This window comes from Pseudomonas sp. FBF18 (assembly GCF_024261405.1).
In the GTDB taxonomy this organism is placed as follows: domain Bacteria; phylum Pseudomonadota; class Gammaproteobacteria; order Pseudomonadales; family Pseudomonadaceae; genus Aquipseudomonas; species Aquipseudomonas palmensis.
The window spans coordinates 67,016-91,472 of sequence record NZ_QKRS01000008.1 but is presented as its reverse complement, the minus strand read 5'-3'; the positions used below and the strand labels follow the sequence as shown (position 1 = coordinate 91,472).

The following is a 24,457-nucleotide window of genomic DNA, read 5'->3' as shown; positions in this document are numbered from 1 at the left end:
CGACTTATTCCTACACCACACGGGAAATGTGACTACTGGCACATCCAAGAAAAAATGCAGCACAAGGCCATTAATTAGCCAGTCATTGCGTCTATAATGCCGCGCCTTTCGTTATAGCGAATGGAAATACAGGCTCCTCTGCTAAGAGGATTTGGAACTAGCGTCCAAAGGGATCACCGCCACTCGCCGGCGCCTAACGTCACTTTTCAGGGAAGAGATTCAAGATGGCCTCCCGTGTCCTCACCGTCGCCACGCTGTGCGCGATCGTCCAACTGACGGGCTGCGCAGCGTTTCGCAGCTACGACAGCGAACTCCAGGAAACCAACCAGCAGCTGGCCAGCGGCAACGTCGACGCGGCCCTGGCCCTGCTGGAAAAGAACAACAAGGGTGAGGACAAGGACCTTCTCTACTACTTCGAGAAAGGCGAACTGCTGCGCTCCAAGGGCGATCTGAGCGGTAGCCAGGATGCCTGGCGCGAAGCCGATAGCGTGGTGTTCAAGTGGGAAGAGTCGGTGAAGCTGGACACCGCCAAGTACCTGAGCCAGTTCGGCAGCTACCTGGTCAACGACAAGGTGCGCCGCTACGAAGGCTACGACTACGAAAAAGTCATGCTGACCACCCAGATGGCCCTGAACCTGCTGGCGCAGAATGATTTCGACGGTGCCCGCACCGAAATCAAGAAAACCCACGAACGTGAGGCCGTGATCGCCGAGCTGCGCGACAAGGAATACCTCAAGCGCGAAGAAGAGGCCGAGAAGGAAGGCGTCAAGACCGAGTACAAGGACCTGCAGGGCTACCCGGTGGCCGCCCTGGACGCGCCTGAAGTGGTCGGCCTGAAGAACAGCTACCAGAGTGCGTTCAGCCACTACCTGTCCGGCTACGTATACGAAGCACTGGGCGAAAAAGGCCTGGCTGCACCGGGCTACCGCAAGGCGGCCGAACTGCGCCCGAACACCGCGCTGCTCGAGCGTGCGCTGCTCGACCTCGACAAGCCTGCCGCCAAGGGCGCCGACAGCGACGTGCTGATCGTGGTGCAGAGCGGCCTGGCGCCGGCCCGCGACTCGGTGCGCATCCCCCTGCCCCTGCCAATCAGCGGCAATCTGGTGATCACCCCGCTGTCGTTCCCGATCATCAAGGAAGACACCTCCACCGCGCACTTCAGCGAGATCTACCTGAACGACAAGACCCTCTCGCTGACCGCGCTCAACAGCACCACCGCAATGTCGCGCCGCGCGCTGCGTGACGACATGCCAGGCATCATCCTGCGCACCAGCGTGCGCGCCATCACCCGTGGCGTGGCGCAAAAGCAGCTCAACGACGTCAACCCGCTGGCTGGTCTGGCCGTAGGCATCGCCTCGGCCGTCACCGAAGGCGCCGACACCCGCACCTGGCGCACCCTGCCGGACGACACCCTGGTTGCCCGCGTGCGCCTGGCCCAGGGCGAGCACCAGCTGAGCCTGCCGTCGAACCTGGGCGGCAGCAAGATCGCCGTGAAGATCGATCGCCCCTATCAGGTCGTGGCCCTGCGCGTCGTGGGCAACCGCGTCTACGCCGGTGGCCCGGCCCTGCAAGTCACCCAGCCTGCGCCGGCCGCCGCCGTCGCCAGCCTCAAGTAAGCCAAGGAATCGCCATGCGCCTCAAGCTTCTCGCCGCGCTCGCCACCGCCACCCTGCTGGCCGGCTGCGCCACCCCACCACCGCCCGCACCGGGCAGCGCCGCCAGCAAGGTGGTCGTGATGGGCAAACTGAGCAACATCGATATCGGCCCGATGCGGGTTGCCCGCGAAAACGGCTTCATGACCGTCAAGGTCTCGCTGACCAACACCAGCCGCAGCAACAAGACGATGTTCTATCGCTTTGCCTGGCTGGGCAACGACGGCTTCCCGGTCGCCAGCGAAGAAAGCTGGAAGACCCTGAGCCTGTACGGCTCGCAGTCCACCGTACTGCCAGCGATTGCCCCGGTCCCCCAGGCCACTGACTTCCGCATTGAAGTCCAGGCCCAGTAATTTTCAATTTTCAGGAGATGCTCAACATGATGTTCGCTCGTTTTTCCCTGCTGGCCGTAGTGGTCGCGCTGGCCAGCGGCTGCGCCAACAACTCCCCTGTACTGGGCGGCAAGAACATTGGCTACGGCGACAGCAAGGCCGTTGAACTGGTCACCAACGAGTTCGGTTCCACCGACCTGCAGATGATCGCCGAAAGCATGACCCGCTCGCTGGCCCAGTCCGGCATCCTGCAGGGCCGTCCGGTGGTTCAGGTCTACGACGTGAAGAACAAGACCAGCGAGTACATCGATACCCGCGAGATCACCACCTCGATCAAGACCCAGCTGATGAAGACCGGCACCGCCCGCTTCGCCAGCGACAACAACCAGATGCAGAGCCAGGTCGACCAGCTCAAGCTGCAGAACCAGAGCGGCCTGTACAAGAAGAACACCGTTGCCAAGACCGGCAACATGATCGCTGCCAAGTACCGCCTGGAAGGGTCGATCAGCTCGATCGTCAAGCGCAGCAGCGACTACAAGGACGTGTTCTACAAGTTCAGCCTGCAGCTGATCGACGTGGAAAGCGGCCTGGCCGAGTGGATGGACGAAAAAGAAATCCGCAAGACCACGGAGCGCTAAGCAATGCGTGCATGGATGGGCATCATCGGCCTGGCTTGCGCGTTCGGCGTGCAAGCGGCCCCCAAGGTAGCGGTCACCGACCTGGCTTATCAGGAGCGCGTGGAGCAGTACATCCACATGGTCTCGGCGAGCAGCAACTCGAATGCGAGCATGTACCACGCCAACGCGTCGTCCAGCTACAGCGAGTTCGAAAGCAGCCAGAGCTACATCGAGCAGACCGAGCTGCGCAAGTTCAGCGGTGACATCAAGGGCGAGATCCTCAAGTCCGGCATGTTCCAGCTGGTGCAGGGCACGCCGTACACGGCCAAGGCCAAGCAGGACGTGTATGACGTGATCGCGCGGATCAAGGCGGGCAACTACAAGGGCGCCGACTACGTACTGTTCGGCACCCTGTCGGATATCGACTTCCAGCGCGATATCACCTCGATCGACAACACCAACAGCTACTCGGCGATCCTGGGCCTGACCCTGGTGGCCGATTTCAGCCTGATCAACACCCGTACCTACGAGATCACCTCGGCGTTCACCGCCATGGGTGAAGGCCAGGACACCAAGCTGGTGAACAGCCAGGACGTGCGGGTCAGCCTGAACCGTCCGCGGGTGGTGCGTGAAGTGTCCAAGGAACTGGGCATGGATGTGGCCAGGCAGCTCAAGGAGCAGCTGGTGGGTGTGATGCCGGATCAGGAACATGCGCCGATGCGCAACAACCTGCCGCCGGATGAGCCGGCGCAGATCTTGCGCTGAGCATGCAAAAGGCGACCTTCGGGTCGCCTTTTTTATTGGGTGTCTGTGCTGGCCTCTTCGCCGGCAACGCCGGCTCCCACAAGAACAGTGGTGACCCGCGATGGAAGGCGCAGCCTTCCGGTCTTAGACCGGCGCCCGGCGAATGGTCGCCAGCAATGTCGCCGCACCCAGGAACAACCCGGCAAACGTGCGGTTCATTCGCCGCTGCTGCCGGGGCGTGCGCAACAGGCGCAGCACCCGCGCCGCCAACCCGGTATAACCCGCCATCACCAGCAGGTCCACCGCCACCATGGTGCCGGCGATCGTCAGGTACTGCGGCAGCAGCTCGGCATGCGGATTGATGAACTGCGGCAGCACCGCAAGCATGAAGATCAGCGCCTTGGGGTTGCTGACGTTGACCAGAAAACCACGGAACACCAGGCTCAGCGGCTTGCCGATGGGGCGTACCGTCGAGTCGTCGGCCAGGTCTGCCGGCAGCGCTCGCCACTGTTTCACGGCCAGGTAGATCAGGTAGGCAACGCCAAACCATTTGATGACCTGGAACGCGGTAGCCGAGGCAGCGAGTACCGCGCCCACGCCGGCGGCAATGATCGCGATCTGCATCACCAGCCCCAACTGCAGGCCCAGCGCGTTCCAGTAGCCGCGCCAGAAGCCGTACTGCAGGCCGCAGGACATGGACGCAATGGCCCCCGCCCCCGGCGAAAGACTGATTACCCAACAGGCAGCAAAAAAAGCCAACCACGTTTCCAGCGACATCACACACCTCGGCCCGGACCCTTGTTCAAGGGTTCCACGCTAATGCGCCGCTGAAAAAATCACCACATTTTTTTGCAGCCGGTGTTCAGGCCCCGGGTTTCGGGCTTTCGCTTACCACGGCCAGGCCGTCCGAACCGCGCCAGCGGCGCACGCTCTTCTGGAAGAACTGGCTGTTGGGCACCTGCACCAGTGCGCCGCCCGCCTCGGGCAGTTCGACCAAGGTGGTGAACAGCAGGTTGATCGCGGTCACGCGGCCCTTGACCCCCGGCTTGTCGAGTGTCTCGACCAGCTCGACAACGTCGCCGATGCGAAACGGCCCCACGGTGAAGATCAGCACCGCGCAGAGCAGGTTGGACAGTACGCTCCACATCGCGAAGAAGGCCACCGCCGCCACCGCGACAAAGCCCGACAGGGCCGTCCACAGCACCGTGGCCGAAACACCCAGGCGCTCCAGCACGAAGATCAGCGCGCTGCCCATGATCAGCCAGCGCAAGCCGCCGCGCAGCGGCACCATCAGCTCCGGCGGCAACGGATAACGCTCGCTCAGGCGAGTCAGGCAGCGCGCCACCAGGCGTTGCAGCAGGTACGCCGCGACCAGGATCAGCAGTATCTGCAGGCCCATCCAGAAGGGGCCGATCCACTCGACCGGCAGCAATCCCTGCATCGACTCCATCAGGACAACGCCTCCAGCTCGGCCTGCATGCTTTCAAGCACTTCGAGCGCTTGCATCCAGGCTTCTTCCAGCTCGCCTTCGCGCACCTTCAGCTTGGCCTGGCGGGCCAGCAGCTCGCGCAGCTCGTCCTTGCGCGCCGCTTCATACAGCGCGCTGTCGCTCAGGCTGGCATCGACCCCGGCCAGCTCTTCATGCAACTTGGCCAGCTCGGCTTCGAGCTTGTCGGCCTGGCGCTTGTGCGGGGCCAGTTGCTGGCGCAACGCCGCCGCAGCCTGGCGCTGGGCCTTCTTGTCGGTCTTGTCGGGGTTGACCGGTGTGGTGCTGACCGGGGCATTGCGCTGACGATACTCGACCAGCCAGCGGGTGTAGTCGTCGAGGTCGCCATCGAAGGTCTCGACCTTGCCGTCTGCCACCAGCAGGAAGTCGTCGGTGGTGCTCTTGAGCAGGTGACGGTCGTGGGACACCACCAGTACCGCGCCACTGAACTCCTGCAGGGCCATGGTCAGTGCCAGGCGCATCTCCAGGTCCAGGTGGTTGGTCGGTTCGTCGAGCAGCAGCAGGTTGGGCCGCTCCCAGGCAATCAGCGCCAGGGCCAGGCGGGCCTTTTCGCCGCCGGAGAAGTTCAGCACCGGCTCGTCGATGCGCGCACCGCGAAAATCGAAACCGCCGAGGAAGTCGCGCAGGGTCTGCTCGCGCTCGGTGGGGGCCAGGCGCTGCAGGTGCAGCAGGGGGCTGGCCTTGCTGTCCAGCGAATCGAGCTGGTGCTGGGCAAAGTAGCCCACCACCAGGTTCTCGCCGCGCACCAGGCGTCCGGCCAGCGGCTCCAGCTCGCCGGCCAGGTTCTTGATCAGGGTCGACTTGCCGGCGCCGTTGGGGCCCAGCAGGCCGATGCGCGCACCCGGGGTGAGCTGCAGCTTGACCTTCTCCAGCACGGTCTTTTCGCCATAGCCCAGGCGGGCTTCGGCAAGGTCGAGCAGCGGGCTGGAGATCTTCTCGGACTCGCGGAAGGTGAAGTCGAACGGCGAGTCGACATGCGCCGCCGAAAGCTCCTCCATGCGCTCCAGTGCCTTGATGCGGCTTTGTGCCTGGCGCGCCTTGGTGGCCTGGGCCTTGAACCGGGCGATGTACTTTTCCATGTGGGCGCGTTGCGCCTGCTGCTTCTCGTACGCCTGCTGCTGTTGCGCCAGGCGTTCGGCACGGGCGCGCTCGAAGGCGCTGTAGCCGCCGCGGTAGAGGGTCAGCTTGCACTGTTCCACGTGTGCCACGTGGTCGACCACCGCATCCAGGAAATCGCGGTCGTGGGAAATCAGCAGCAGCGTGCCGGGGTAGCTCTTGAGCCAGTCTTCAAGCCACAGGATCGCATCCAGGTCCAGGTGGTTGGTGGGCTCGTCGAGCAGCAGCAGGTCGCTGGGGCACATCAGTGCCTGGGCCAGGTTCAGGCGCATGCGCCAGCCGCCGGAGAAATCGCCGACGCGCCGGTCCATCTGTTCGTTGCTGAAGCCCAGGCCGGCCAGCAGCTTGCGGGCGCGGGCATCGGCGGTATAACCGTCGGCGCTGTCGAGCTCCACATGCAGGCGGGCCAATGCATTGTTGTCGTGCGCGGCCTCGGCGGCTGCGAGCGCAGCCTGTACCTCGCGCAGGCGCACGTCGCCATCGAGCACATAGTCCACCGCCAGGCGATCGAGGGTATCGACCTCCTGGCGCATGTGCGCGATGCGCCAGTCGCCGGGCAGCTGGCATTCGCCCGAATCGGGCGTGAGCTCACCGCGCAGCAAGGCGAACAGGCTGGATTTGCCGGCGCCGTTGGCACCGATCAGGCCGGCTTTCTGGCCGGCGTGCAGGGTCAACTCGGCGCCTTCTAGCAGGCGCTGGGGACCACGCTGTAAAGTGAGGTTCGAAAGTCTGATCATAATGGCCGCGGAGTCTACCAGCTTCGATGGCAACTGGCGCGAGTAGGACCATGCACACCGACCTGTGGAATTTCGCTCTGCACCTGTACGCCCGGCCGGGCGTGGAGGCTGCCTGCCTGGCCTTGCAGGACGAAGGGGCCGATGTGTGCCTTCTGCTGTGCGGGGCGTGGCTTGAAGCCGGCAGGGCCGGGGTGACCCCCGAGCGCGTACAGCACCTGCAACAGCTGGCCGCTGCCTGGCAGCAGCATGTGGTGACACCGCTGCGTCAACTGCGCCGGCAATGGCGTGCAGACGCGCAGCACGACCCGCAGCTGACGCACTTGCGCGAGCAGGTCAAGGCACTGGAACTGGAGGCGGAGCGAACATTGCTGGCGCGTCTGCAACAGGCTAGCGAAGGCTGGATGAATCAGGGTGTGGCAGGTGACTGGCTGGCCGTGCTGGCCCCCCAGGGCACCCGGCACCACGACACGCTGCAGGTGCTGCGCGTCGTGGCGGTGGCGGATCAGGAAGCAGTCGAGGGCGACTGAGTCACTGGGGTCGTCACGGGTGCAGCGGCAGGCGAAGCAGCAGGTGCGGCTGTGGTGGCCGCAGCAGGTGCCGAAGTCGCCGGTTTGGCAGCAGCGGGTTTGGCGGCCGGCTTGGCGGGTGCGCGGGTAGCGGCGGGCTTGGCAGGGGCCTTGGCAGCAGCAGGCTTGGCAGCTGGCTTGGCCGGAGCCTTGGCAGCGGCGGGTTTGGCAGCTGGCTTGGCGGCTGCAGGTTTGGCAGGCGCCTTGGCCGCAGCAGGTTTGGCAGCTGGCTTGGCGGGCGCCTTGGCAGCGGCAGGTTTGGCAGCTGGCTTGGCGGGGGCCTTGGCGGCTGCGGGTTTGGCAGCAGACCTTGCCGGAGCCTTGGCGGCTGCAGGTTTGGCAGCTGGCTTGGCCGGAGCCTTGGCAGCGGCTGGCTTGGCCGCGGCAGTTTTGGCCGCTGGCTTGGCGGCGGCTTTGGTAGCGGCTGGCTTGGCTGCAGCCTTGCGGGCCGGGGCCTTGGCGGCCGACTTGGCCGCTACCGGAGCAGCCTTGGCCGAACGCGAGGTCAGGGCCTTGGACGCTGCTTCCTGCACCTTGCCGACGCCTTGGGCGAGCTTCAGGCTTTCCTGCGCATCACGCTTGAGCTGCACGATGTACAGGCGGGTTTGCGACTGGCGATCCTTGAGCGAATCGAGCAGGGTTTCCAGTTCGCCTACGGCGCCCTTGGCCTTGTTCTGCGCCTTGTTCTTGCCGGCGACCGCAGCGTCCTGAAGTTTGAGACGCGACTTGTGAAGTTTTTCCTGCGCCTTGCCCCGTTGTTTTTCCAACTTGGCCAACAGTTTTTCAGCATCAGCCAGTGCTTGCGAGCAGGCACTTTCCAGATGCTCGAGCAAACTGCCCGAGAGTTGATGTAGCAGGTGTAATGGCGTACTGACTGGCTTCTTACTGGCCGACATGGCTTACCTCCTGGCTGACGAGAATGCGGCTCATACTAGACCTTCTGCTGCTACCGCCGCTAGGGCATGTTGACAGTAAGTAGGACGCCGCGTTGCATGCCTGGGCAAAGTTGTTATGGCTGCAGCTGCGCACAAGTGTAGATGCTGTTAAAAAGGCTGTCGGAATTTGCTCTATGCAAAGATTCATCCGGCCCTCACCATGCACTCAAACCACCTGGAGTGAGCCTGTGCCACGCTACCTGTTACTGCCCTTGCTGCTCGCCCTGCCCTGCGCATTCGCAGACACCACCGAGCCACCGGCAAGTGCTCACGACCTGTCCTATAGCGTCGGCGCCAGCCTGGGTGAACGGTTGCGCAACGAGATGCCCGAGCTGCAGCTCGATGCCTTGATCCAGGGGTTGCAACAGGCCTACGCGAACAAGCCCCTGGCAATCAGCCAGGCACGGCGCGAAGCGATTCTCAGCCAGCACGAGGCCCAGGCCAGCGAGGCCGCCGAGCAGTCGCAGGTGGAAATGCTGATGGCGGTGGAAACCCGTTTCATGGCCACCGAACGCGCCCGTGCCGGAGTACGAGAACTACCCGAAGGCGTACTGGTGACCGAACTGGTCAAGGGCAATGGTGCCTCACCCAGGGCCGATGGCCGGGTGCAGGTACGCTACGTCGGCAAGCTGCCCGATGGCAGCGTGTTCGACCAGAGCGAACAACCGCAGTGGTTCAGCCTCAAGAGTGTGATCGAGGGCTGGCAGGTGGCGTTGCCACAGATGGCTGTCGGGGCGAAATGGCGTGTGGTGATTCCGTCGGCCAAGTCCTACGGAGCCGATGGCGCAGGCGATCTGATTCCGCCGTTCACGCCACTGATCTTCGAGATCGAACTACTGGGGGTTGCCGACTGAATGTCGGCAACGGAGGAGACAGGGATCAGGCCTGGACGGCCTCTTCTTCCTTGTGCGCGTTGTGCAGCACTTCGATCAGGCAATCCTCAAGCTCGAAGCGCTCGTGGAGCAGGCTGCCCAGCTCGCTGAGCTTCTTGGCGAAGCGCTCCTGGTCGGTACAGTTGCCCTTGTCGCAGTGATCGTTGAAAGCCGACGCGATATCGGTAATGGCACTGATACGAGGGCTGATCTGCTTCGCCAGTTCCAGGCCCTTGTCATCTCCGAACGCCTTGGCTTCAGCCACCAACTGCTCACTGACCTCGAAGTGCCAGGCGGAGACGTAATCGACCAGTATCGCGCAGAAGCCGAGGTTCTTGTCCTTGTCCGCAAAAGCCGGTTTGGCATCGCGCAATGCGCGAAAGGCCGTGACCAGTTCGGCCCGCTCGTCCAGCCAGCGGTCAATCAGCTTGTGAACCCCACCCCAGCGTTCCTGAGCATTCTGACAACTATCTAACATGGCGGTGTCTTCCCTTCTGGGTCATGCCGCTGCGCCCCGTCGTGCGAGGTATGCACAACAAAGGGAGAAAGCAGCAGAACGGCATCGAGCAGCAGTGTTTTGGGTATGCGTGCAAGGGAGATTATTCCCGCGCGCCCTTGCCTTCAAGGTACGCAGGCGACAAGTTTCATACAAGTGTTTAATCGCCGCACCCGCGGCCATCGGTCGATTGCCTGGCCCCCGCCGGCAAGCGTCAGGGTTTCAATGACTTGCCCGTGGCCGCTGGCTGCACGTACAGCAGCCGCGCCAACGCCAGCGCCGCCAGCAGCAGGAAGGCCAGGAGGCTCCACTCCGGCAGGCTCAGGTCCAGAAAGCTCCAGGTGATCGAAGCGCAATCGGCCGAACCGAGCAGCATGGCGTGCAGCACGTCGGCAAGGCTGCCTTGCTCGATGAGCGCACCGAGGGGCATCGAGCAGGCCTCACCCGCCGCCACCCCGCTGCCCTGCAACCAGATCTGGCGCACCGCCAGCAAGCCGCCCCCCAGCGCCAGGCCCAACGCCGCAGCCGCATAGCGACGCGCACCCGGCTGACCCGGTGCATGCAGGCGCGCGGCCAGGCAGACACCGGCAAACACAACCAGCAATACACGCTGGCTCTGGCACAGCGGGCAAGGCACCAGCCCTTTGGTGAATTCGAGGTAAAACGCACCGGCGAGAATCAGTAACGACGCGACGAAAGCCAGGGAGAACAATGAGCGCAAACAGGCCAATGGCATGGCAAGTCCAGGTGCGGGAAAGACATGTAACAACGGTAGAGGAAAATCGAGCCTTGTTTCAAGGCACGACAGGCGCGATAAATCGCTGAAACATAAGGGAAGTGTCGAAGAGTTGAGGTGGATATTTCCTCTGTAACTCAGCGAAAAGTTACCCACCCCCGCAACCAGCCAAACAGTACGGGTTTAACCTGGGGCTAAACCCGTACGACGTCAGGCCCGGACGGCTTCAGGCAGGGGCAAGGCCAGCAGGCGCTCATCCAACAGGCCCAGGCCCTCCTGAAACAGCTGGTTGCTGCGCTCGGTGTCGCCCAGGCCGGCCAGCAGACGGGCCAGCTCGGCGCAGGCCTCAGGGTTGCGCTGCCGGCGCAGGCTGTCTTCGAAGTAGTCGCGCGCCTTGCCCCACAGACGATTCTGCAGGCTCAGACGACCCAGGGTCAGCAACAGGCTGGGATCGTCCGGGTGCTGCTTGAGCCAGCCCTCGGCCGTCTGCAACTGACGCGCCGGGTCGCCGCCTCGCACCAGCCCGTACAGCCGGGCCAGGTGGCTTTCGTATTCGCGCTGCAGGGCCGTACGCAGGACCTTCTCGGCGTCGCTTTCGGCGCCCAGCTGGCGCAGTTGCTCGGCATACGCCAGCACCAGTTGCGGCTCCTGGCGTTGTGCCGAGGTCAGTTGCTGCCAGGCACGTTCAAGGGACTGCTGTGCGGTCTGGTCGTCCTGCTCGCGGCGTGCGGCCAGGCTCAGGTTTTCGCCCCAGGCCCGCCGCTCCAACTCGCCCAGTTCCGCGGCAGACAACACCTTGTCCTTGCGCAGCTCCGGCAGCAGGCGGATCACCGCGCTCCAGTCGCCACGCTGCTGGTACAGACGCTGCAACTGGCGCAGCACCTGCACGTTGTGCGGGTGGCGCTCGTGCATCGCCTGCAGGGTCACCAACGCTGCCTCGGTGTCACCGCGGTCGACCTGCAACTGCGCGTGGGTCAGGGCGATGGCCAGCTCGGCTTGCGGCTGGCGTTCCAGGGCACGTTCCAGCAGGTTGTCGCTGTCCTCGGTGCGCCCCAGTTCGTTGGCAGCGCGGGCCGCCCCGAGGTAATAGAGCAGCGGCTGGCGTTCGGCCTCGGCAGCGCGATGCAGATGGCGCTGGGCACTGGCCCAGCGGCCCTCGGCCAGGTCCAGTTGCCCCTGCTCGATGGCCAGGCGTGTACGCCGGCTGCGGTTGCGCCGCGACCATGGGTTGACCACCCCGCCCGAGGTGAACACCAGGCCCAGCACGAAGCGCACCATCAGCACCACGAGCACCACGGCCAGCAGCAGGGCCAGGGTCGCCCACAGGCTCGACTCGTAGCGGAAGCTGTCGTAGGCGATCAGCACGTATCCGCTATGCCGGGCCACGGCGATACCCAGCAGGGTCGCGGCGACGATCGCCACCACCACCCACAGGTAGGCACGTTTCATGGGGTGCCCTCCTCATGACCTTGTGCCGCCGGCTGGCGCGTGATCGATTCTTCGGCGGGCAGGTGGCGACGCTCGAGGTAGGCCTGGACCGCACCGAGGCTGTCGGCCAGGTCCGGCGTCACTACCGACACCGGCTCGTTCGCCACCGCGTTGAGCTGTTCGAGCATCGACTGGCTCTGCTCGTTGTCGTGGTTGAAGTTGGCCAGCAGCACGCTGCGCGCTTCATCCAGCGCCTGGGCATAGACCTTCGGCTCGCCGTTGAGCGCGGCCCACTGCGCCTGCTCCAGGGTCAGGCTCAGGGCCAGGCGCACCTGGTTCAGGGCCTGGCCGGCCAGCAACGGCTTGACGTTCTTGTCGGCATTGAAATCGATACGGAAGTAGCGCGACAGCTGCGCCCACCACTGTGACCAGCGGCTGGCACCGTCGCCGTCGGCAGCCAGGCCGAACAGCGGTTCGCCGCCTTCTTCGAATTCGGGGGCCATGGCGGTGAGCTGCACTACCTGCTCGCGCAGCGCGGCCAGCTTGAGGAACAGCCCGGTGCGGTCCGGTTGCTTGACGCTGTTCAGGGTGGCCAGGCTGCGTGCCAGCTGTTCGCGGGCAGCGAACGAGGCCGGGTCGCTCTGCTCGCGCAGGATCTGGTCGGCGCCTTCGACCAGCGCCCGAGCGCTGGTGATGTCCTGCAATGCCGACAGGCGCAGGCTGGCCAGGCGCAGCAGGTGCTCGGCCTCGGCCAGGCGCCAGTCCTTGCGGCTGGCACCGAGCACGGTCTCCAGGCGCTGGCTCAGACGTTGCTGGTCGCCCTGCAATTGCGCCACCAGGCGCCGGCGCTCTTCGAGCTCGGCGGCCGGTGGCAGGTCGGCCAGGCGTGACGACAGTCGCTGCTCGCCCTGCTGCAAGGCCTGGGCCTGGGCATTCAAGGCCTGCAATTGTTCGCTCTGGAGCTGGTTGGCGCCCTGCAGGTGGCGCACCTGCCAGACACCCCAGCCACCGATTGCGACACCTGCCGCACCCAGCAGCAGGGCGAACAGTGCCAGACCGGTGCCGGCCCGCTTGGCAGGGGCGGCGGGCGTTTGCGCGGGCGCTTCTGGCGCCGGCTGCAGATCATCGTTGGGCAAGGCAGTTTCGCTCACGTATCCATCCTTTGCATTGGGGCACCTCGCCAGACAGCTTAGCGCCTTAGGAGGCGGGCGCAGGGGTTTCCTGCAACGCCGCCAGCAAAGCCGTGGCACTGGCACCACGGCAATCCACTACATTCTGTGCGCCAGCGGCGCGGGCCTGCTCGGCAACACGCGGGCTCGGCACGAACAGCGGCCACGCGGCCAGTCGCGACCAGTCGCTGCCAGCCAGCTGGCGCAGGTGTTCAAGACCCTGCCCACTGCTGACCACCACGCCGTTCAGGCGTTCCGCATCGATGCGTCGCATCAGCGTGCCGACCGGGTACTCGGGCAGGCAGCGGCGGTACAGGGGCAGATAATCGACACTAGCACCCTGCGCGGTCAATCGCTCGGCCAACAGCTCGCGACCGTCTTCGCCACGCATGATCAGAAAGCGCGGCTGGGGCTGTGCGAAAACTTCCTTCAGCCGGGTCAGTTGCAGCAGGGCTTCGCTGTCGTCCCCCTGTGGCGGGAAGTGCACTTCGCAGCCATGGGCCTGCAGGATCGCGGCGGTAGCCGCCCCCACCGTGAACCACGGCAGGGCCGGCGTGCGGGGCCAGCACTGGTCGAGCAGGGCCAGGCCGAGCCGGGCTGCCGGCTTGCTGACCACGATGACCGCAGCATAGTCGGCCAGGCCGAGCACGGTGCTGCGCTGCGCATCGGTCACCGGCAGCGCTTCGATCTCGAGCAGCGGCAGGCTGCTGCCGAACACCCCGGCCTGGGCCAGGGTCGCGGCCAGTGCCGCGCAGTCGTCGGCCGGCCGGGTCAGCAGCAGGCGCCAGCCGTTCACGGGTGGCCGGCCTCGCCATACACCGCCTTGAGAATGTCTTCGGCGCCCTGGTTCAGCAGGTCTTCGGCGACGCGTACACCCAGTGCATCCGCGTCTGCGCGCGGTGCACGTGCCTCGGCGCTGAGCAACAGGCCACCGGCCGGCTCGCCCACCAGGCCGCGCAACCACAGCTGCTCGCCCTCGAGCACGGCGTAACAGGCGATCGGTACCTGGCAGCCGCCGTTGAGGTGCTTGTTCATGGCCCGTTCGGCCACCACGCGGTCAGCCGTATCGGCGTGGTGCAGCGGCGCAAGCAAGGCATGGATTTCGGCGTCGGTGGTGCGGCACTCGATGCCTACCGCGCCCTGGCCACCGGCTGGCAGGCTGTCGTCGACGCTGATGCTGGCGGTGATGCGGTCTTCGAAACCGAGGCGGATCAAACCGGCAGCCGCCAGGATGATCGCGTCGTACTCGCCGGCATCGAGCTTGGCCAGGCGGGTGTTGACGTTGCCGCGCAGGAAGCGGATCTCGAGATCGGGGCGGCGGGTCAGCAACTGCGCCTGGCGACGCAGGCTGGAGGTGCCGACAATGGCGCCTGCCGGCAGTGCATCGAGGCTGGCATAGGTGTTGGAGACAAAGGCATCGCGCGGGTCTTCGCGCTCGCAGATGCAGAACAGGCCCAGGCCTTCGGGGAAGTCCATCGGCACGTCTTTCATCGAGTGCACGGCGATGTCGGCTTCCTGCTCCAGCAGCGCGGTTTCCAGCTCCTTGACGAACAAGCCCTTGCCGCCGATCTTCGACAGCGGCGAGTCGAGCAGCTTGTCGCCGCGGCTGACCATCGGCACCAGGGTCACCACCAGGCCGGGGTGTGCCTGTTCGAGGCGGGCTTTTACATAGTCGGCCTGCCACAGGGCAAGGGCACTTTTGCGCGTGGCAATGCGGATTTCACGAGTGGACATGGATCGATCCGTACGAGATAGATGCGCGGGATGATAACAGCTCAATCCGGGCTGCTAGCAGATCTATGTCAGTGGAGGGGTCGACCGTCCCTGGTCAAGCAGTGCTCCCGCCCCGCCCTAAAGCTGCTGCATCATCTTGCGTACGCCGGCCACATGGCGGCGGCTGACAATCAGGGCATCGCCATTGAGGCCCTTGAGAAAAAGCTGGAAATGCCCCAGCGGCGTGCGCTGCAGGCGTTCGATACGGTCGCGGGCCACCAGCGCGTTGCGGTGGATACGCACGAAGCGCTCGCCGAACTCGTCTTCCAGAGCCTTGAGCGGTTCGTCCAGCAGCACCTCGCCGCCCTCATGACGCAAGGTCACGTACTTGTGATCGGCGATGAAGTAGATCACCTGGTCGATGGGAATCAGCTCGATGCCCTTGCGGGTCCTGGCGCTGATGTGGCTGCGCGGCCCGTTGCCGCTTTCGGCGCCGGGGCGGGTCAGCGCCGCCAGCTGCACGCGGTTCGGGCGCTCGGCCTTGCGCAGCGCGTCGCGCAGGGCATCGGCCTGAACCGGCTTGAGCAGATGGCCCAGGGTGCTGTCCTTGAACGCCTGCACGGTGAATTCGTCATCCCCCGTACAGAACACCACGGCCGGTGGCGCTTCGCGCTCGCACAACCGGGCCGCCACCTGCAGCCCGTCCATGCCGGGCATGCGGATGTCGAGCAGGACCACCTCGGGCTTGAGGCTGTCGATCAATGCCAGGGCCTCTTCGCCATTGGTGGCGCTGGGCTCCAGCACGGTATAGCCCTCCAGCTCGCCGAGCATTCGGCTCAGGCGTTCCCGGGCTTGGGGTTCGTCATCAACGATCAGGACATTCATATAGCGCTGGATTCCTGCGTGAGTCTCGCACAAGGATAGCGTAGACAGGTGAAGTGACGACCGTCACGGCGATCCACGCTCAGACTCGCACGAGGGCTAAAGATTCACTGGGAGGGCGAAACCTGCCAATCCTCTGTCCAACTGTAGACGGTTGCAGGCACGCTGCCGTTCAATCGATAAATATCCTTTTGCATCGCCCCTGTCGTGGCCCCCGGCTGCGACACAAACCCGCAGTTGCGCCGACCGCCGAGCCCCGTGAGCCCCGGCAACCCTGCTATCATCTGCGCCACTTTTTCCGTTCACGCCTTACACGAGTGAATCCATGAGCACCGACAAGACCAACCAGTCCTGGGGCGGCCGTTTCAGCGAGCCGGTCGACGCCTTCGTCGCCCGCTTCACCGCCTCCGTCACCTTCGACCAGCGCCTGTACCGCCACGACATCATGGGTTCGATCGCCCACGCCACCATGCTGGCCAAGGTCGGCGTGCTCACCGATGCCGAGCGCGACAGCATCATCGACGGCCTGACCACCATCCAGGGCGAAATCGAAGCCGGCAACTTCGACTGGCGCATCGACCTCGAAGACGTGCACATGAACATCGAGGCACGCCTGACCGACCGCATCGGCATCACCGGCAAGAAGCTGCACACCGGGCGCAGCCGCAACGACCAGGTGGCCACCGACATCCGCCTGTGGCTGCGCGACGAGATCGACCTGATCCTGGCCGAGATCACCCGCCTGCAAAAAGGCCTGCTGGAGCAGGCCGAGCGCGAAGCCGACACCATCATGCCGGGCTTCACCCACCTGCAGACCGCCCAGCCGGTGACCTTCGGGCATCATCTGCTGGCCTGGTTCGAAATGCTCAGCCGCGACTACGAGCGGCTGGTGGACTGCCGCAAGCGCACCAACCGCATGCCGTTGGGCAGCGCCGCACTGGCCGGTACCACCTACCCGATCGACCGTGAACTGACCTGCTCGCTGCTGGGCTTCGAAGCGGTGGGCGGCAACTCGCTGGACGGCGTGTCCGACCGTGACTTCGCCATCGAATTCTGCGCGGCGGCCAGCATCGCGATGATGCACCTGTCGCGCTTTTCCGAAGAGCTGGTGCTGTGGACCAGCGCGCAGTTCCAGTTCATCGACCTGCCGGACCGCTTCTGCACCGGCAGCTCGATCATGCCGCAGAAAAAGAACCCCGACGTCCCCGAGCTGGTACGCGGCAAGACCGGCCGCGTGTTCGGCGCCCTGACCGGCCTGCTGACCCTGATGAAGGGCCAGCCGCTGGCCTACAACAAGGACAACCAGGAAGACAAGGAACCGCTGTTCGATGCCGCCGATACCCTGCGCGATTCGCTGCGGGCTTTTGCCGACATGATCCCGGCGATCAAGCCAAAGCACGCGATCATGCGCGAAGCCGCGCTGCGCGGGTTCTCCACCGCCACCGACCTGGCTGATTACCTGGTACGCCGCGGCCTGCCGTTCCGTGATTGCCACGAGATCGTCGGCCACGCGGTGAAGTACGGCGTGGACACCGGCAAGGACCTGGCCGAGATGAGCCTGGTTGAACTGCGCCAGTTCAGCGACCAGATCGAGCAGGACGTGTTTGCCGTGCTGACCCTGGAAGGCTCGGTGAACGCGCGCAACCACATCGGCGGCACCGCACCGGCCCAGGTACGTGCAGCCGTGGCCCGCGGCCAGGCACTCCTGGCCAGCCGCTGAGGCATTCGCCAGGCCCGCCTGGCGGGCCTGGCTGCGCTGAAGTCAGCGCTTGCCGGTACGCACCATCTCGAGGAAGGCCGGCATCTGGGCTTCCTTGTCTGCGGCGTTTCTCTGCACGTTGGGGTTCTGCTTGAAGTGTTCGAGCAGGGCCTTGGCCTGCGGGAAGTCCGCCAGCACATCCATGTCGAACACCTTCTTGCCCACCGCATACGCCAGGTCGACGCTGTAGCAGAACAGGATGTCCGCCAGGGTCATCTGCTCGCCCGCCACATAGGGAGCGAAGGCACCGTTGCGCTTGAGGGCGGCAAGACCCGCCAGCAGCTCGGCCTTGGCCTTTTGCTTGATGGCCGGGTCCACCTGGGCACCGAAGAACGCCTCGGGGTAGCAGGCTCGGGCCGGCAGCTCGATGTACAGCTCGATCTCCTTGGCCAGTTCGCGCACCTTGGCCTGGGCGAACACGCCCTCGGGCAGCAGCGCCTTGCCGGGCTGGGTCTGCTCGATATAGTCAAGGATCAGGTTGGTCTCACTGAGAAAGCCGTGCTCGGTCTCCAGCACCGGCACCTTGCCGCAGGGGCTGATCTTCAGTGATGCGGGGCCGGGGCCGCCGAAAAACAGCACCTCTTCGAAGGGCACGCCCTTTTCCAGCAGCGCCAGTTTGACCATGTTGTAGTAGTTGCTGACTGCAAAACCGTGAAGCTTGAGCATGAAACATGCCTCCAGGCCGAAAGGGGTTGGCCTGGCCTTTATAGACGCTACCGCAGGCACTGACCAGCATCATGCAGTTGCTCGATAGCCAGGCATTGGCGTGCACTGCATGGCAAACTGGATGCCCATTCCGAGGAGAGCGCCCATGAGCGAGCCCACCGATATCGACAATGACGAAGAAGCGTTCGCCGAATCGACCCTGATCCAGGCCATCGAGAACCAGATCGAGAACGACAACCCGCCAGCGGCCAAGGCCACGTTCAACAAGCTGACGCTGGTGGGCTACGAGCGTGAGGACATCCTCAACCTGATGGCCCACGTGCTGGCCTGCGAGATCGACGCCATGCTCGAGGACGACCGGGCGTTCGATACGCAGTGGTACGAAACCGCCCTGCGTGCGCTGCCTGAGTTGCCACCCGAAAAGGACTGAAGCAATTACCGGCTGGCGTGGCTACACTGCAACTTCATGTACCCCTGCAAGGGTGCTGCCCTCCACTTCAGGAAAGTCCGGAGTATCTATGTCGTTTACCCCCGAGCTGATTGCCGAACTGGAAATACTCGCGCTGTTCAACCTGGACAGCACGCAGGAAGGACTGAAAGTCCATGCCACCGCAGCACCCCAGGCGATTGCCGCCGCCAAGCGCCTGTTCTCCAAGGAACTGATCACCCAGGAAGACGGCGGCTACCTGACCCCGCTGGGCCGCGATGCGGCGCAGAACGTACAGCAGTTGCTGATCATCCTGAACACGGTCGCCGAGCCGGCTTGAGAGCTTCGCTGAAGCCTTCGCCGGCAAGGCCGGATCCTGCAGATCGATACAGGAGCCGGCCTTGCCGGCGAAGGCCACACCCGGTCAATACGTCAGGCGCTGACAAAATGGCGCCAGAAATCAAATAGATTTCAGCCCCTCGCCCCGTAGCGGCTAAACTCGCCATTGCTCCCGTGATGGCCAGTTAGAGCCCTGCAATGAACCACCCCCACGAAATTCGACCCGACCTCGACGAAGGCATCGATCGCAAGGTGCTCAGCCAGTTGCGCAAGCGCTTCCTGGCCATCAACCAGGGTCGACTGGCACGCGCCATGGAAGGGTTGTCGAGCCGCCAGCAGCAGGTGCTCAACCTGCTGGCGCTGTTCTTCCACGTCAATCACCCGCTGCTGCCCGGCTACGTATCGGGCACCACTCCGGCGGGCATCTCGTGCTACGAGCCCGACGACGAGGCGCTGGCCGAGGCCCAGCGCCTGACCCGCTCGTTCACCTACCGCAAGCGCCACGGCCAGCCACCGCGCCCGCTGCTGGGGCTGTACCTGATGGGCAGCCTGGGCACCCTGGCCCAGGCCGATGAAAGCGACATGGACGTGTGGCTGTGCCACGCCCCCGGGCTCAGCGAGGCCGAGCTGAGCGAGCTGCGCAGAAAGTGCGTGTTGCTGGAGGTCTGGGCCGCGTCCCAGGGCGCCGAACTGCACCTGTTCCTGATCGAGCCGGAGCGCTTCGTCACCGGCGAGCGCAATACCGCACTGAGTTCGGACGACTGCGGCACCACCCAGCACTACCTGCTGCTGGACGAGTTCTACCGCACCGCGCTGTGGCTGGCCGGGCGCACGCCGCTGTGGTGGCTGGTGCCGGTCTACGAGGAAGGCAGCTACGCGCATTACACCCAGACCCTGCTGTCCAAGCGCTTCATCCGCGCCGACGAGAACCTGGACCTCGGCCACCTGGCCCACATCCCGCCCGGCGAGTTCGTGGGCGCCGGGTTGTGGCAGCTGTTCAAGGGCATCGAGTCACCCTACAAGTCGCTGCTCAAGCTGCTGCTGACCGAGGTGTATGCCAGCGAACATCCGCACGTGCAGTGCCTGAGCCTGCAGTTCAAGCAGGCAGTGTTCGCCAACCGCCTCGACCTCGACGAGCTGGACCCGTACATGATGGTGTACCGGCGTATCGAGCAGTACCTGCAGCACCGCGGCGAGGCCCAGCGCCTGGAGCTGGTGCGACGCAGCCTGTACCTGAAGGTGAACAAGAAGATCAGCCTGCTGGCGCGCCAGCGCAGCGGCGGCTGGCAGCGCGACCTGCTCGAGCGCCTGACCCGCGAGTGGGGCTGGGACGAGCGCCAGCTGATGCTGCTGGACAGCCGCAGCCAGTGGAAGGTGCGCCAGGTGGAAGCCGAACGGCGCATCCTGGTGGCCGAACTCAACCACAGCTACCGTTTTCTCGGCCAGTTCGCACGCAACCCGCAAGCTGCCACGCGCCTCGACCAGCGCGACCTCAACGTGCTGGGCCGACGCCTCTACGCCGCCTTCGAGCGGCGCGCCGGCAAGGTCGAGTTCATCAACCCGGGCATCGCCCCGGACCTGGCCGAAGACACCCTGACCCTGGTCCAGGCACCCAATCGCCAGGAGCCTGGGCAAACCCACTGGAGCCTGTACAGCGGCAACCTGAACGCCCATGAGTGGGAGCAGTTCGTGCCGTTCAAACGCTGCCGCGAACTGCTCGAACTGCTGGCCTGGGCGCACCGCAACGGGGTGATCGACAGCACCACGCGCCTGGCGCTCAACCCCGGCAGCAGCGACCTGAGCGAGTACGAGCTGTTCAACCTGCTGGGCAGCCTGCAGCAGAGCGTGGCCCTGCCGTTCAAGGAAGTCAGCGAGGCGCGCCTGCTGCAACCGAGCGTGGCGGACGAGATCCTGCTGCTGGTCAACGTCGGCATCGACCCGCTGCAGCATCACCGCGACCTCAACATCCTGATGACCACCGAGCGCACCGACTCGCTGAGCTACGCCGGGGTGCGCGAGAACCTGGTGCTGACCCTGGACCAGGTGACCCTCAACAGCTGGAACGAAGTGCTGGTGCAGCGGTATGACGGCGAGCACGCCCTGATGCGCAACCTGCGCGACTACCTCAACAGCCTGGGCAGCAAGGGCCACCTGCCTACGCTGAACGTGCGCTGCTTCTGCCACAACCGCGCCCAGGCCATCGCCCAGCGGGTCGAAGAGGTGTTCGCCACCGCTCAGGCGCTGCTTGCCGAAGGCCTGGGGCATCGCTACCTGATACAGGTGCAGCAGCACACCCATGTACTGGAATTGCACCACGGGGCGGTCAACCTGGTCAGCCTGGACAGTCAGGATGCACTGTTGGCATACCTGGGCGAGGAACGTGCCGAGTACACCCCGCTGCACCTGGACGCCAACGTGCTGGAAGACCACGACCTGGCGCTGGTGCTGCCCCAGGGCCAGCCGCAGTGCCTGCAGGTTTTCTACCGGGTGCAGGAGAACTGGGCCGACGTCTACGTGCTGGATGAATTCAATGCGCTGTGGCAGCAACGCCTGCCCTACCACGACGACAGCAGCCTGTTGCTGCCGCTGCAGCGCTTTCTGCAATCGGTGGTGTTCCGGCACAACGCACGGCTGCCGCTGGAAGAGCTGCCGGCACAGGGCGCGCTGGACATCCTCTACTATCAGCTGTCGCCCCCCGGTATCGGCCGGGCACGCCAGCTGGAGCCGCGCCAGGCACCGCCCACCACGCTGGGCAGCACCGCCTACGAAGTGCAGGCGATCATCCAGGCAGGCGTCGAAGACGCCTTGCAGGTGACGTTGTACTGCAACCAGAAGGAGTTTTCGGAGCTCGAGTATGGCGACCAGCTGTATGCGGTGGTCGCCCGCGAGATCGTCGGCCAGCGCCGTGACGCCCAGCGCTACCGCTGCTACATCACCGACCTGGACCTGTCCGACCTGCTTGCCGAAGGCCAGGGCTCGAGCATCCTGTACCTGCGCTACAAGCAGGAACTGGAGCGGGTGCTGAACCAGGCGCTGGAAGCGGCCTGATCAGAGGTCGAAGTCGCCTGCGGCTTCGGGCTGGTACTCGACTTCGAGCAGCTTGAGCTTGAGGGTCTTGCCGCCGGGCACTGGCCAGTCGATCTGCTCGCCCACCGACAGGCCGAGCAATGCGCTGCCCATCGGCGCCAGGATCGAGACCGTGCCTTCGGCGCCGGCATCCTTCGGGTACACCAGGGTCAGGTGGTAGTCCTTGCCGCTGACTTCATCGCGGCAATGCACGCGCGAGTTCATGGTCACGACACCGGCCGGAACCTCCTCGTGGCTCACTACCTGCTCGGCGCGGTCCAGCTCGTCCTGCAGGGCGAGCACACCCGGCGAGTCCTGCGTCTTTTCATCGAGGCCATCGATCAGACGCTCGAGACGCTGTACGTCCAATCGGGTGAGGATAAGGGAAGGCTTGGTGCTCATGATCCAGTCAGACTCCTTGTTCATGGGTAAAAGTGCTGGGCGTTATAAAGCAAAACCCCGCCCAAGGGCGGGGTTTGCATGTTTTTCGGCCAGGCCGATCAACCTCGACACTACCACAGCACAATAAATACACAAGAGGCTCGCCGTCGCAGCCTAGCCGGCCGCCTGGCGTCGTGCCTGTGCCTGGGCGCAGATCTCGCGGCGGCGCTGGTCGTCGGCGCTGCGCCACTGGCGAATGTCCTCGACATGGCGAAAGCAGCCCAGGCACACCTTGGCCTCGTCCAGCCGGCACAGGCTGATGCAGGGCGACGGCACCGCCGGGCTGACATTGCTGTACAGCGGCTTGGCCGGTTTGGCAGCAGTGCTCATCTCAGATCTCGTCGAAGTCGAGCTTTTCGCCGACCCGCTCCCAGACGATGCGCTCGAGCATCTCGCCGAGCAGTTCCTCGGTCTTCTCACAGGTCCATTTGCCGCTGGCTTCGTCATAGTCGAAATGGAAACCACCCGACTTGTCGGCCAGCCACAGCTGGCGCAGCGGCTCCTGGCGGCTGAAGATCAACTGGCTGCCGTTGTCGAACTTGATGGTAAGAACGCCCGCCGAGTTCTCCATGTCCAGGTCCAGGTCGGTTTCATCGAACAGGTCTTCCAGGGCCTGTTGGGTCGCGTCGACCAGGTCGTGAAAACGCGCTTCGCTCAAACTCATTGCAAGAACCTCGAAAATGTCTGCACACACGCAAGCCGGGCAAGATACGAGCGCCGCGCCACGAATGCAAAGGTTAACGCCCGCAGCCGACACCCTGCACGGGCGCCTGTCCGACGGCGCAGCGGCTACATAGGCAAGGCGCCGGGCGCTCGGTATACTCGGGCGCAATACTGCTTAAATTCAAAGGATTTCGCCATGAAGCGCCTGATTTCCTCCCTCGCGGCGCTAGTCGCGATTGCCTGCCTCGTCTCCGCTTGCGGTCAGAAAGGCCCACTGTACCTGCCTGAAGACGGCAAAGACGGCAAAAAGTCGCAATCGCACCAGCACTGATTAAGGGATCCCCATGGACGCTTTCAACTACCGCGACGGCGAGCTGTTCGCGGAAGGCGTGGCGCTGTCGGCGATTGCCGAACGCTTCGGCACGCCTACCTACGTGTACTCGCGGGCGCATATCGAAGCCCAGTACCGTAGCTACGCCGATGCATTGCAGGGTGTTTCGCACCTGGTGTGCTTCGCCGTAAAAGCCAACTCCAACCTCGGCGTGCTGAACGTGCTGGCACGACTGGGCGCAGGCTTCGACATCGTCTCGGGCGGTGAACTGGAGCGTGTGCTGGCCGCCGGCGGGCGCGCCGACCGTGTGGTGTTCTCCGGCGTGGGCAAGACCCGCGACGACATGCGCCGCGCCCTCGAAGTGGGCGTGCACTGCTTCAACGTCGAGTCCACCGACGAGCTGGAGCGCCTGCAGGTGGTTGCCGCCGAAATGGGCGTACGCGCGCCGATCTCGCTGCGGGTCAACCCGGATGTCGATGCCGGCACCCACCCGTACATTTCCACCGGCCTCAAAGAGAACAAGTTCGGTATCGCCATTGCCGATGCCGAAGAAGTCTACGTGCGCGCCGCGCAGCTGCCGAACCTGGAAATCGTCGGCGTCGACTGCCACATCGGTTCGCAGCTGACGACGCTGGAGCCCTTCCTCGATGCCCTCGACCGCCTGCTGGCGCTGATCGACCGCCTCGGCGAGTGCGGCATCTACCTGCGCCACCTGGACCTGGGCGGCGGCGTGGGCGTGCGCTATCGCGACGAAGAGCCGCCACTGGCCGGCGACTACATCAAGGCCATCCGCGAGCGCGTGGGCGACCGCGACCTGGCGCTGGTATTCGAACCGGGCCGCTACATCGTGGCCAATGCCGGCGTGCTGCTGACCCGCGTCGAGTACCTCAAGCACACCGAGCACAAGGACTTCGCCATCGTCGACGCGGCGATGAACGACCTGATCCGCCCGGCGCTGTACCAGGCCTGGATGGACGTGACCGCCGTGCAGCCCCGTGATGGCGAGCCGCGCAGCTATGACGTGGTCGGCCCGATCTGCGAGACCGGCGACTTCCTGGCCAAGGACCGTGCGCTGAACCTGGCCGAAGGCGACCTGCTGGCCGTGCATTCGGCCGGTGCCTACGGTTTCGTCATGAGTTCGAACTACAACACCCGTGGTCGCTGCGCCGAAGTAATGGTGGATGCCGATCAGGCCTTCGAAGTGCGCCGTCGCGAAACCGTGGCCGAGCTGTTTGCCGGCGAAAGCCTGCTGCCGGAGTGACC

26 protein-coding genes and 2 pseudogenes are annotated in these 24,457 nt (G+C 64.7%); 12 read left to right on the top strand and 16 right to left on the bottom strand.

The window, feature by feature from the left end:
- The first annotated feature begins 224 nt into the window (after positions 1–224).
- The 4 genes from DN387_RS14475 to DN387_RS14460 are packed head-to-tail and all read left to right on the top strand — an operon-like array spanning position 225 to position 3,366.
- A complete protein-coding gene (locus tag DN387_RS14475) occupies positions 225–1,616 on the top strand; it encodes a COG3014 family protein (RefSeq protein WP_054915494.1) in 1,392 nt (463 codons plus the stop codon).
- Between the two features lie 14 nt (positions 1,617–1,630).
- Positions 1,631–2,005: a YcfL family protein gene (locus DN387_RS14470; RefSeq protein ID WP_043863382.1), complete on the top strand. Its 375-nt coding sequence runs from the start codon at positions 1,631–1,633 to the stop codon at positions 2,003–2,005.
- Between the two features lie 29 nt (positions 2,006–2,034).
- Positions 2,035–2,622, top strand: coding sequence for a penicillin-binding protein activator LpoB (gene lpoB, locus DN387_RS14465; protein ID WP_043863467.1), 588 nt, complete (start codon positions 2,035–2,037; stop codon positions 2,620–2,622).
- A 3-nt stretch (positions 2,623–2,625) separates the two neighbouring features.
- On the top strand, positions 2,626–3,366 hold the full coding sequence (locus DN387_RS14460) for a hypothetical protein (RefSeq protein WP_054915493.1): 741 nt from the start codon (positions 2,626–2,628) through the stop codon (positions 3,364–3,366).
- Between the two features lie 123 nt (positions 3,367–3,489).
- Here DN387_RS14460 and DN387_RS14455 read toward each other — a convergent pair whose 3' ends face one another.
- The 3 genes from DN387_RS14455 to DN387_RS14445 form a co-directional block, all read right to left on the bottom strand.
- A complete protein-coding gene (locus tag DN387_RS14455; RefSeq protein ID WP_043863380.1) occupies positions 3,490–4,122 on the bottom strand; it encodes a LysE family transporter in 633 nt (210 codons plus the stop codon).
- Positions 4,123–4,207: 85 nt separating this feature from the next.
- Complete coding sequence (locus DN387_RS14450) at positions 4,208–4,795, bottom strand: mechanosensitive ion channel family protein (RefSeq protein ID WP_043863379.1); 588 nt, start codon at positions 4,793–4,795, stop codon at positions 4,208–4,210.
- Positions 4,795–6,705: an ATP-binding cassette domain-containing protein gene (locus tag DN387_RS14445; RefSeq protein ID WP_043863378.1), complete on the bottom strand. Its 1,911-nt coding sequence runs from the start codon at positions 6,703–6,705 to the stop codon at positions 4,795–4,797. Before DN387_RS14445 ends, DN387_RS14450 begins: the two co-directional genes overlap by 1 nt.
- A gap of 50 nt (positions 6,706–6,755) precedes the next feature.
- On the opposite strand from DN387_RS14445, the gene DN387_RS14440 reads away from it, so the two are divergent.
- Positions 6,756–7,232, top strand: coding sequence for a TIGR02444 family protein (locus tag DN387_RS14440; protein ID WP_054915492.1), 477 nt, complete (start codon positions 6,756–6,758; stop codon positions 7,230–7,232).
- Here the strand turns inward: DN387_RS14440 and DN387_RS14435 are convergent.
- A complete protein-coding gene (locus DN387_RS14435; protein WP_054915491.1) occupies positions 7,208–8,167 on the bottom strand; it encodes an AlgP family protein in 960 nt (319 codons plus the stop codon). The two genes, DN387_RS14440 and DN387_RS14435, sit on opposite strands and share 25 nt — an antisense overlap.
- Positions 8,168–8,394: 227 nt before the next feature.
- On the opposite strand from DN387_RS14435, the gene DN387_RS14430 reads away from it, so the two are divergent.
- Positions 8,395–9,060: an FKBP-type peptidyl-prolyl cis-trans isomerase gene (locus DN387_RS14430; RefSeq protein WP_054915490.1), complete on the top strand. Its 666-nt coding sequence runs from the start codon at positions 8,395–8,397 to the stop codon at positions 9,058–9,060.
- A gap of 25 nt (positions 9,061–9,085) precedes the next feature.
- Here the strand turns inward: DN387_RS14430 and DN387_RS14425 are convergent, their stop codons facing one another.
- The 8 genes and pseudogenes from DN387_RS14425 to DN387_RS14390 form a co-directional block, all read right to left on the bottom strand.
- Positions 9,086–9,556: an Rsd/AlgQ family anti-sigma factor gene (locus DN387_RS14425; protein ID WP_043863375.1), complete on the bottom strand. Its 471-nt coding sequence runs from the start codon at positions 9,554–9,556 to the stop codon at positions 9,086–9,088.
- A 232-nt stretch (positions 9,557–9,788) separates the two neighbouring features.
- The gene (locus tag DN387_RS14420; RefSeq protein WP_043863374.1) at positions 9,789–10,310 is read right to left on the bottom strand and encodes a disulfide bond formation protein B; all 522 of its coding nucleotides are present in this window, start codon (positions 10,308–10,310) and stop codon (positions 9,789–9,791) included.
- 210 nt (positions 10,311–10,520) lie between these two features.
- Positions 10,521–11,759: a heme biosynthesis HemY N-terminal domain-containing protein gene (locus tag DN387_RS14415; RefSeq protein ID WP_054915489.1), complete on the bottom strand. Its 1,239-nt coding sequence runs from the start codon at positions 11,757–11,759 to the stop codon at positions 10,521–10,523.
- Complete coding sequence (locus tag DN387_RS14410; protein ID WP_043863372.1) at positions 11,756–12,889, bottom strand: uroporphyrinogen-III C-methyltransferase; 1,134 nt, start codon at positions 12,887–12,889, stop codon at positions 11,756–11,758. Before DN387_RS14410 ends, DN387_RS14415 begins: the two co-directional genes overlap by 4 nt.
- Positions 12,890–12,935: 46 nt before the next feature.
- Positions 12,936–13,703 carry a uroporphyrinogen-III synthase gene (locus tag DN387_RS14405; protein ID WP_054915488.1) on the bottom strand — a complete coding sequence of 256 codons (768 nt, stop codon included), beginning with the start codon at positions 13,701–13,703 and terminating at the stop codon, positions 12,936–12,938.
- Complete coding sequence (gene hemC / locus DN387_RS14400; RefSeq protein WP_043863370.1) at positions 13,700–14,641, bottom strand: hydroxymethylbilane synthase; 942 nt, start codon at positions 14,639–14,641, stop codon at positions 13,700–13,702. The genes DN387_RS14405 and hemC overlap by 4 nt, the downstream gene beginning before the upstream one ends.
- Positions 14,642–14,758: 117 nt before the next feature.
- Positions 14,759–15,505 carry a LytTR family DNA-binding domain-containing protein gene (locus tag DN387_RS14395; RefSeq protein ID WP_043863369.1) on the bottom strand — a complete coding sequence of 249 codons (747 nt, stop codon included), beginning with the start codon at positions 15,503–15,505 and terminating at the stop codon, positions 14,759–14,761.
- Positions 15,502–15,609, bottom strand: a pseudogene (locus DN387_RS14390) (sensor histidine kinase); the annotation flags it as partial. The gene DN387_RS14395 and the pseudogene DN387_RS14390, both read right to left, overlap by 4 nt.
- A 218-nt stretch (positions 15,610–15,827) precedes the next feature.
- On the opposite strand from DN387_RS14390, the gene argH reads away from it, so the two are divergent.
- Positions 15,828–17,222, top strand: a complete 1,395-nt coding sequence (argH, locus tag DN387_RS14385) for an argininosuccinate lyase (protein ID WP_054915487.1) — start codon at positions 15,828–15,830, stop codon at positions 17,220–17,222.
- Positions 17,223–17,264: 42 nt separating this feature from the next.
- Here argH and DN387_RS14380 read toward each other — a convergent pair whose 3' ends face one another.
- Positions 17,265–17,927 (bottom strand): glutathione S-transferase, encoded by a 663-nt coding sequence (locus DN387_RS14380; protein WP_043863367.1) that lies wholly within the window; start codon positions 17,925–17,927, stop codon positions 17,265–17,267.
- 145 nt (positions 17,928–18,072) lie between these two features.
- Between DN387_RS14380 and DN387_RS14375 the strand changes: the two genes are divergently transcribed.
- From DN387_RS14375 to DN387_RS14365, 3 genes are all read left to right on the top strand, one after another.
- Positions 18,073–18,357, top strand: coding sequence for a hypothetical protein (locus DN387_RS14375; RefSeq protein ID WP_043863366.1), 285 nt, complete (start codon positions 18,073–18,075; stop codon positions 18,355–18,357).
- An 88-nt stretch (positions 18,358–18,445) separates the two neighbouring features.
- Positions 18,446–18,694, top strand: a complete 249-nt coding sequence (locus tag DN387_RS14370; protein WP_043863365.1) for a TIGR02647 family protein — start codon at positions 18,446–18,448, stop codon at positions 18,692–18,694.
- A 197-nt stretch (positions 18,695–18,891) separates the two neighbouring features.
- Entirely contained in the window at positions 18,892–21,741 is a 2,850-nt protein-coding gene (locus DN387_RS14365) for a class I adenylate cyclase (RefSeq protein ID WP_054915486.1), read from the top strand.
- Here the strand turns inward: DN387_RS14365 and rnk are convergent, their stop codons facing one another.
- The 3 genes from rnk to cyaY all read right to left on the bottom strand — a co-directional run bounded on the left by rnk (position 21,742) and on the right by cyaY (position 22,864).
- Positions 21,742–22,161, bottom strand: a complete 420-nt coding sequence (gene rnk / locus DN387_RS14360; protein ID WP_043863363.1) for a nucleoside diphosphate kinase regulator — start codon at positions 22,159–22,161, stop codon at positions 21,742–21,744.
- Positions 22,162–22,314: 153 nt separating this feature from the next.
- Complete coding sequence (locus tag DN387_RS14355) at positions 22,315–22,530, bottom strand: DUF1289 domain-containing protein (RefSeq protein WP_054915485.1); 216 nt, start codon at positions 22,528–22,530, stop codon at positions 22,315–22,317.
- A 1-nt stretch (position 22,531) separates the two neighbouring features.
- On the bottom strand, positions 22,532–22,864 hold the full coding sequence (gene cyaY, locus DN387_RS14350) for an iron donor protein CyaY (protein ID WP_043863361.1): 333 nt from the start codon (positions 22,862–22,864) through the stop codon (positions 22,532–22,534).
- 195 nt (positions 22,865–23,059) lie between these two features.
- Between cyaY and DN387_RS14345 the strand changes: the two are divergent.
- Both DN387_RS14345 and lysA read left to right on the top strand, forming a co-directional pair.
- A pseudogene (locus DN387_RS14345) lies at positions 23,060–23,191 on the top strand (lipoprotein); the annotation flags it as partial.
- 16 nt (positions 23,192–23,207) lie between these two features.
- A complete protein-coding gene (gene lysA, locus DN387_RS14340) occupies positions 23,208–24,455 on the top strand; it encodes a diaminopimelate decarboxylase (protein ID WP_054915484.1) in 1,248 nt (415 codons plus the stop codon).
- Positions 24,456–24,457 lie beyond the last annotated feature (2 nt).